At 72.4% G+C, this 6,748-nt stretch carries 7 protein-coding genes; 5 read left to right on the top strand and 2 right to left on the bottom strand.

The window, feature by feature from the left end; genetic code table 11:
• Window positions 1-158 precede the first annotated feature (158 nt).
• Both secD and J1C73_RS18940 read left to right on the top strand, forming a co-directional pair.
• Complete coding sequence (gene secD, locus J1C73_RS18945) at window positions 159-2,456, top strand: protein translocase subunit SecD (protein WP_207317448.1); 2,298 nt, start codon at window positions 159-161, stop codon at window positions 2,454-2,456.
• Between the two features lie 128 nt (window positions 2,457-2,584).
• The gene (locus tag J1C73_RS18940) at window positions 2,585-3,328 is read left to right on the top strand and encodes a YoaK family protein (protein WP_123466325.1); all 744 of its coding nucleotides are present in this window, start codon (window positions 2,585-2,587) and stop codon (window positions 3,326-3,328) included.
• Between the two features lie 81 nt (window positions 3,329-3,409).
• On the opposite strand, the gene J1C73_RS18935 is transcribed toward J1C73_RS18940, so the two are convergent.
• Window positions 3,410-4,216, bottom strand: a complete 807-nt coding sequence (locus J1C73_RS18935) for a helix-turn-helix domain-containing protein (protein ID WP_207317447.1) — start codon at window positions 4,214-4,216, stop codon at window positions 3,410-3,412.
• 63 nt (window positions 4,217-4,279) lie between these two features.
• Between J1C73_RS18935 and J1C73_RS18930 the strand changes: the two genes are divergently transcribed.
• Window positions 4,280-4,585 carry a 4a-hydroxytetrahydrobiopterin dehydratase gene (locus J1C73_RS18930; RefSeq protein ID WP_124285647.1) on the top strand — a complete coding sequence of 102 codons (306 nt, stop codon included), beginning with the start codon at window positions 4,280-4,282 and terminating at the stop codon, window positions 4,583-4,585.
• 24 nt (window positions 4,586-4,609) lie between these two features.
• Here the strand turns inward: J1C73_RS18930 and J1C73_RS18925 are convergent, their stop codons facing one another.
• A complete protein-coding gene (locus J1C73_RS18925; protein ID WP_207317446.1) occupies window positions 4,610-5,572 on the bottom strand; it encodes a LysR family transcriptional regulator in 963 nt (320 codons plus the stop codon).
• Window positions 5,573-5,742: 170 nt separating this feature from the next.
• On the opposite strand from J1C73_RS18925, the gene J1C73_RS18920 reads away from it, so the two are divergent.
• Both J1C73_RS18920 and J1C73_RS18915 read left to right on the top strand, forming a co-directional pair.
• The gene (locus J1C73_RS18920) at window positions 5,743-6,270 is read left to right on the top strand and encodes a GNAT family N-acetyltransferase (protein ID WP_207317445.1); all 528 of its coding nucleotides are present in this window, start codon (window positions 5,743-5,745) and stop codon (window positions 6,268-6,270) included.
• Between the two features lie 260 nt (window positions 6,271-6,530).
• On the top strand, window positions 6,531-6,748 hold a 218-nt coding region (locus J1C73_RS18915), incomplete at its 3' end, for a hypothetical protein (RefSeq protein ID WP_207317444.1).

The following is a 6,748-nucleotide window of genomic DNA, read 5'->3' as shown; positions in this document are numbered from 1 at the left end:
ACCCCGGCCGCCGCCGACCGCTTCCGCATCGCGCTCCCCGGTGTGCGCGGGCCTCCGAGTACGGCCCTTCACCGGCCGTGGGACCTGCCACCGGTCCCGTCCCGCACACCTGCCGTGGCGCCCTGACCGAGGGGCCCGGCGCCCCTCGGAGGAATCCCATGACTCGCGCCACCACGGTGCGGGCGGTTCTGGCTGCTGCCGTTCTGCTCGTCGCCGTGCTCATCACGCTGACCATGTCCCCCAGACTCGGCCTCGATCTCCAGGGCGGCACCAGAATGGTGCTGCAGGCCAAGGACTCCGACACCGCGAAGGCGGACCGCGAGAGCACCGACCGCACCCTGGAGGTGCTGCGCAAGCGCATCGACTCGCTCGGCGTCGCGGAACCGACCCTGACCCGCTCCGGCGAGGACCGGATCATCGTCGAACTCCCGGACGTCCAAGACCCGCGCAAGGCCGCCGAGGTCATCGGCAGAACCGCCCAGCTGACCTTCCACGCCGTGCAGGGCCCCGGAGCGCCCGAGGGTTCCGATACCGCGGCCGGGCTGACGCTCCCGGACGAGCAGGGCAGCCGGCTCGCACTGGGCCCTGTCGCGCTCTCCGGCGCGGGCGTCAAGGATGCCTCCGCCTCGTTCGACGCCCAGCAGGGCGCCGGCTGGTCCGTCTCCCTGGACTTCTACAAGGACGCCGGCCGGGACTGGACCCGGCTGACCGGGGAGGCCGCCTGCCACCCGGTCCAGGACGAGCGGCGCCGGGTCGCCATCGTCCTGGACAAGCAGGTGATCTCCTCGCCGCAGGTCTCCCCGACCGTCGGCTGCAACACCGGCCTGCCCTCCGGCTCCACCCAGATCACCGGCTCCTTCAGTGCCGACGAGGCCCGCGAGCTCGCCCTGCTGATTCAGGGCGGTGCGCTGCCGGTGCCCGTCGAGATCGTCGAGCAGCGGACTGTCGGACCGACGCTCGGCGCCGCCGCCATCGACGCCAGCGCCCGCGCCGCCCTCATCGGCGCCGCTGCCACGGCACTGTTCATCACCGTCGTCTACCGGCTCTTCGGCGCGCTCGCCGCCGTCGCCCTCGGCGCCTACGGAGTGATCTCGTACGCGGGGCTCGTCGCCCTCGGCGTCACGCTCACCCTGCCCGGACTCGCCGGATTCGTGCTGGCCATCGGGATGGCGGTCGACGCCAACGTGCTGGTCTTCGAACGGGCCAGGGAGGAACACGCACAGTATCCGGGCCGGTCCCTGCGCACCTCGCTGACCGCCGGGTTCCGGCACGCCTGGAGCGCCGTCGCCGACTCCAACGTGACGACACTGATCGCGGCGGGACTGCTCTTCTTCCTCGGCTCGGGCCCCGTCAAGGGCTTCGGCGTCACGCTCGGCATCGGCGTCCTCGCGTCGATGTTCTCCGCACTGGTCATCGCCCGCGCCCTCACCGAGATCGCCGCGGGCTCCAGATTCGTCGGCGACTACCGGGGCATCAACGGCATCGCCAGCCCGGGCCGGGTGCGGACCTGGCTGAATCGCCGCGATCCGCAGCTGATGCGGTCCCCGCGCCGCTGGCTGCTCATCTCCACGGTGCTGATCGCCGTGGCGGTGACCGGCATCCTGGTGCGCGGGGTCAACCTCGGTGTCGAATTCACCGGGGGCCGCCTCGTCGAGTACGCGACCAGCCGCCCCGTCGACGTCGAGACCGCCCGTTCCGTGCTGGCCGGCGCGGGCTTCGCCGACGCCGAGGTCACCACGGCGGGTGCGGGCGACATCTCGGTGCGCACCGGGGATCTCGACAACGCCGGCGAACACGCGCTGCGCGCTGCCCTGGCCGAGGAGGGCGGCGAGACCACCAAGGTCCGGGACGAACTCATCGGCCCCAGCCTGGGCGACGAACTGCGGCGCAACGCCCTGATCGCGCTGGCCATCGCCGTCCTCGTCCAACTGGTCTATCTGGCCGTTCGGTTCCGCTGGACGTTCGCGGTGGCCTCGGTCGGGGCGCTGGTCCACGACGTGATCATTCTGGTGGGCGCCTTCGCCTGGCTGGGACGCACCGTGGACGGCATCTTCCTGGCCGCGCTTCTCACCGTCATCGGGTACTCCGTCAACGACTCGGTGGTGGTCTTCGACCGGGTGAGGGAGCTGTGGGCCAAGGCCCGCCGGGAGCCGCTCGGGTCAGTGGCGAACCGGGCCGTTCTGCAGACGATCCCCAGAACCGTCAACACCGGGATGGGCGCCCTGTTCATCCTCGTCGCGCTGGCCGTCCTGGGCGGTGACTCGCTCGCGGACTTCGCCCTCGCGCTGCTGATCGGCATCGTCGTCGGGACGTACTCCTCGGTCATGACCGCGGTGCCGGCCGCACTCCTTCTGGAGCGCGGCAGCAAGGCCCCGCCGCCCGTCCGCAAGAGCGCCTCGCGCGGCAGGTCCGGCGCCGGGCGCCGGGACCCGCTCGACAACGGGGCCCGTGTGTAGCCCCGTCGGCACTCCGTCGCCCCCGCGCCGCCCGAGCGGCGCGCGGGGGCGACGCGCGTCGGTCGTGGCATTCGCACCGGGCGCAACGGCACAATCCTGATCAACCACCTCGTGATCGGAGCATGCCGGTGCCCGTCGTACTGCGTGAGGCATGGACCACCCTCGTACCGGACATGGACGACCGGCACGGACCGCTGCCGCCGCTGATGCTCGCCCTGACCGTCGTCACCGGACTGGTCGACGCCGTCAGCTATCTGCAACTGGGCCGGGTCTTCGTCGCGAACATGACCGGCAATGTGGTCTTCTCCGGCTTCGCGTTCGCCGGAGCCCCCGGCTTCTCCCTGGCCGCCTCGTTCGTCGCGCTCGGCGCGTTCGCGGCCGGGGCGCTGGCCGGCGGACTGATCGTCCACCACTCCCACGCCCACCGCGGCCGCATGCTGCTGCACGCGCTGTGCGTCGAGACCCTGTGCGTACTGGCCGCCCTGGTCGTCACGCTGATCTCCGGCAGCCCGTACGACGGCGGCGTGCGGTTCGCCCTCATCGTGCTGCTCGCCCTGGGCCTGGGTGTGCAGAACGCCGTATCGCGGGCGCTCGCCGTACCCGACCTCACCACCACCGTGCTGACCCTGACCATCACCGGCATCGCCTCCGACGGACGGCTCGCCGGGGGCGGTGGCAGCAGGGCCGGCCGCCGGATCCTCTCGGCCGCCGCCATGCTGGCCGGCGCCCTCGTCGGAGCCGTGGCCGTGCTGCACGGACATCCGACCCTGCCGCTGGTCCTGGCCGTGGCGATCCTCGCGGTCGTGTGCCTGGCCGCGCGGATCCTGGCGCGGGCGGACGGTCCGTGGACCCTGCCCGTCGTCAAGAAATGAGGGCCGGGAACGCCTCACGCCGGCAGGCGAGGAGCCGCGGACACATCTCTCCCGCGAGCGAGGGAGCGCGGAAGGACACCGTCAGGCAACGAGCGACCGCAGATACGCCGCGGTCTCCGGGTCGGCGGGCAGGAACGTCTCGATGGCCAGCTCCGCGACCGTCACGTCCATCGGTGTGTTGAACGTGGCGATGGACGCGATGAAGGAGAGCAGCCGGCCGTCCTGCTCGATCAGCAGCGGCAGCGCGAACGGCACCGACGACGAGGGCTCGTCCCACTCCTGACCATCCGTCCTCGGCCCCACCGGATAGCCCGCGACCTCCTCGTACAGCTCACGCAGCTCCGCCGAACGGACCAGGGCGATCTGACGCTCCATCTGCGCCAGCAGATCGGCCCGCCACTCCCGCAGATTGTGGATCCGGGGGGCCAGCCCCTCCGGGTGCAGGGTGAGCCGCATCGCGTTCAGCGGCGGCGCGAGCAGATGCTCCGCCACCCCGGCCGTCAGCCGGACGATCCCCTGATTGGCCGCCACCACGTTGTACGTGCCGTCCACGACGAGCGCCGGATACGGGTCGTACCCCTGAAGCAGCCGGTCCATCCCCTCGCGCAGCGCGCCCATCGCGGGGTCGTCGAGCGCGGTCTCCGTGTAGCGAGGGGCGTAACCGGCCACCACCAGCAGGGCGTTGCGTTCCCGGACGGGCACGTCCAGGTGCTCCGCCAGCCGCAGGACCATCTCCTCGCTGGGGCGGGCGCGGCCCGTTTCGATGAAGGAGATGTGCCGGGCCGAGGAGTCGGCCCGCAGCGCAAGCTCCAGCTGGCTGATCCGGCTCCGCTCCCGCCAGCTGCGCAGCAGCGGCCCTACCCCCGTGTCAAGCGCGACAGTTGTCATACCGAGACCGTAACGTCACCGGCACCGCCGACCGGCACCGACCACGAGTGAGGGAGCCGCCGTATGCCCGCCGCACCGCTGCCGCAGAACGAGATCGAGAACCGGCTGCGCGAACTGCCCGGCTGGACGCTGGAGGGGGACCGGATCACCCGCACCTACCGGCTCCCCTCGCACTTCGCCGCCGCCGGTCTCACCGTCCATGTCGCGCAGATCCAGGACGAGCTCAACCACCATTCCGATCTGACGCTCGGGTACGACACCGTCGCGCTCTCGGTGAACTCCCACGACGCCGGCGGGAAGGTCACCGAGAAGGACCTGGCCCTCGCCGCCAGGGTGGCGGCCGTCGCCGCCGGCCACGGGGCACGGTAGGCGCGGCCCGCGGCCCGCGGCCCGTCAGGGCGTCGCTCCGAAGCGGGGGTGCGCGGCCAGCCAGCGCGTGCAGCTGTCGCTGCGCTCCACCGCCTCGGCGTACGCCGCCCGGGTGTGTCCGATCACCGCTCCGGCCGCCGCCGACGCGGCCGCCGAGCGCGGATGCCGGCCCAGCAGATGGCGCCAGCTCAGCGGCGACCCGGTGATCGGACGGGTCACCACACCAGGCGTCGGGGGGAACGTCGCCCGGCACAGCCCGACGGCGCGCCCCACCTGCACCAGATGGACGACGGACGCGGTGTCCGTCTCGTACACCGACGCCGGGCTGAAGCCCGCCCGCGCGCAGGCGGCCACGAAACAGTCCGCGAAACAGCCCTCGCCGGGCACATCGGCCCAGCACTCGCCCGCCAGCGCGGAGAGCTCCAGCTCCGGCTCGCCTGCCAGCGGATGGTTCTCCGGCAGCATCACGAAGACCGGATCGATCCCGACGACCTGCCACGTCAGCCGGTCCGCGTCCGGCGGCGGGCTCTCACCGCAGGCGCCGATGAGCACGAAGTCGAGCCGCCCGTCGCTCAGTTGGGCAGCCAGCTCGGTCACCGACCAGGAGGTGTACGTGGACACGGGCGCGGCCGGGTGCGCCGCGGCCAGCCGGTCGACGAGGCCGCCGAGCAGCGGTCCGTGCGTGCCGCCGAGCCGGAACCGCTCCATGGCCCCCCGCGCGTTGGCGAACCGCACCGCCTCCTCCTGGAGCTCACTGACGGCGGGCAGCACCACCCGGGCCCGTTCGAGCACCAGCTCACCCAGTGGTGTCGGCCGCGCGCCCGTGTGGTCCCGGTCGAACAACGGGCCCCCGAGCGCCTTCTCGATCCGCCGCAGCTGTGCGCTCAACGCGGGCTGCGCGAGCCCGAGCGCGGCGGCCGCCTTGGTGAGGCTTCCGGTGTCGGCGATGGCGCGTACGGTTCGCAGATGGCGCAACTCCAGCTCCATATCGGCAAGTTATGGCCCCGGTGGCTTGCTGGCAATTGCGGCCGGGTACTCCGGCGAGAGCGCGGGCTGCGCGATCGACTCGATCCTTTGGCGGGCGCAGGGTGCTGCGGCGCGGACACCCCCGCATACGCTGGCCGTCTCATCCGAAGCACCGCGACGAGGATCAGCCCATGCCCAGCAGCACCAGGATCCGCCTGATCGAGCCCGCCGACGCCGCCCCGATCGCCGCGCATCGGGTGCGGGACGTCGAGGCCTTCCGGCCGTGGGAACCGGCCCAGCCGGCCGACTTCTTCACCCCGCAGGGCCAGGCGGAGCGGATCGAGAGGCTGCTGACCGGATACCGGGCCGGCACGGTCTGGCCGGGCGTGGTGCTCGCCGACGACGAGGTGATCGGGCAGGTCACCGTCGGAGGCATCCTGCCGCAGCCGCATCTGCGCCGCGGCTCCGTCGGGTACTGGATCGCCGGTGTCGCCCAGAACCAAGGGCACGCCGGGCACGCCGTCGGGCTCGTACTCCGGGTGATGACGGACGAACTCGGACTGCACCGCGCCGAGGCGTCCACCAATCTGGAGAATCTGCCGTCGCAGCGGGTGCTGCGCCGCAACGGGTTCAGCCCGTACGGGGTCGCGCACTCCGCGATCTTCCTCGACGGGAGCTGGCGGGACGGGCTGCTGTGGGAGCGGATCCTCGGCGACTGAGCCTGTTCGCGCGGACTCCGGCGGAGAAGAAGACCATGACCGAGTCCGGATCCGCCCGTGCCTCCGGCGAAGTTGTCTCCAGGCGGTACGAGTTGGCCGGTCAGGTGGTCCGGGCACTGCGGCGTGCCGGTCTGCCCGCCTTCCGGGACGGGGAAGCCGACAGCCCGGAGCAGTCGGCGTGGTTGCGGCAGCCGTCCGCGCAGCGGGAGTGCGGCCCGCGGAGGGAGTTCCCGCGGACGGGCCTTGGCTAATCTGCACGGGTGACCACCGATCTGACCCTGCTGCCGCGTGTCGCCTATCGCGGACAGGAGATCACCGCGCCCCGGCTCCGCGGTCTCCTCGCGCTGCTCGCGGGCGACTTGCGCACGGGTTGCAGCACCGGGCGGCTCGTGGCGGGGCTGTGGCCGGACGAGTTGCCGCAGCGGCCGGGAAAGGCGGTGCAGGTCCTCGTGTCCAGGACGCCGGCGTCCAGCTGCGC

The organism is Streptomyces laculatispora, assembly GCF_017353455.1.
In the GTDB taxonomy this organism is placed as follows: domain Bacteria; phylum Actinomycetota; class Actinomycetes; order Streptomycetales; family Streptomycetaceae; genus Streptomyces; species Streptomyces laculatispora.
This window is presented reverse-complemented; position numbering and strand designations above follow the sequence as displayed.

Coding starts and splice junctions, on each gene's coding strand:
- secD (WP_207317448.1), top strand. CDS start 159: ATGACTCGCGCCACCACGGTGCGGGCGGTTCTGGCTGCTGCCGTTCTG.
- J1C73_RS18935 (WP_207317447.1), bottom strand. CDS start 4,216: ATGACAACTGTCGCGCTTGACACGGGGGTAGGGCCGCTGCTGCGCAGC.
- J1C73_RS18930 (WP_124285647.1), top strand. CDS start 4,280: ATGCCCGCCGCACCGCTGCCGCAGAACGAGATCGAGAACCGGCTGCGC.
- J1C73_RS18925 (WP_207317446.1), bottom strand. CDS start 5,572: ATGGAGCTGGAGTTGCGCCATCTGCGAACCGTACGCGCCATCGCCGAC.
- J1C73_RS18920 (WP_207317445.1), top strand. CDS start 5,743: ATGCCCAGCAGCACCAGGATCCGCCTGATCGAGCCCGCCGACGCCGCC.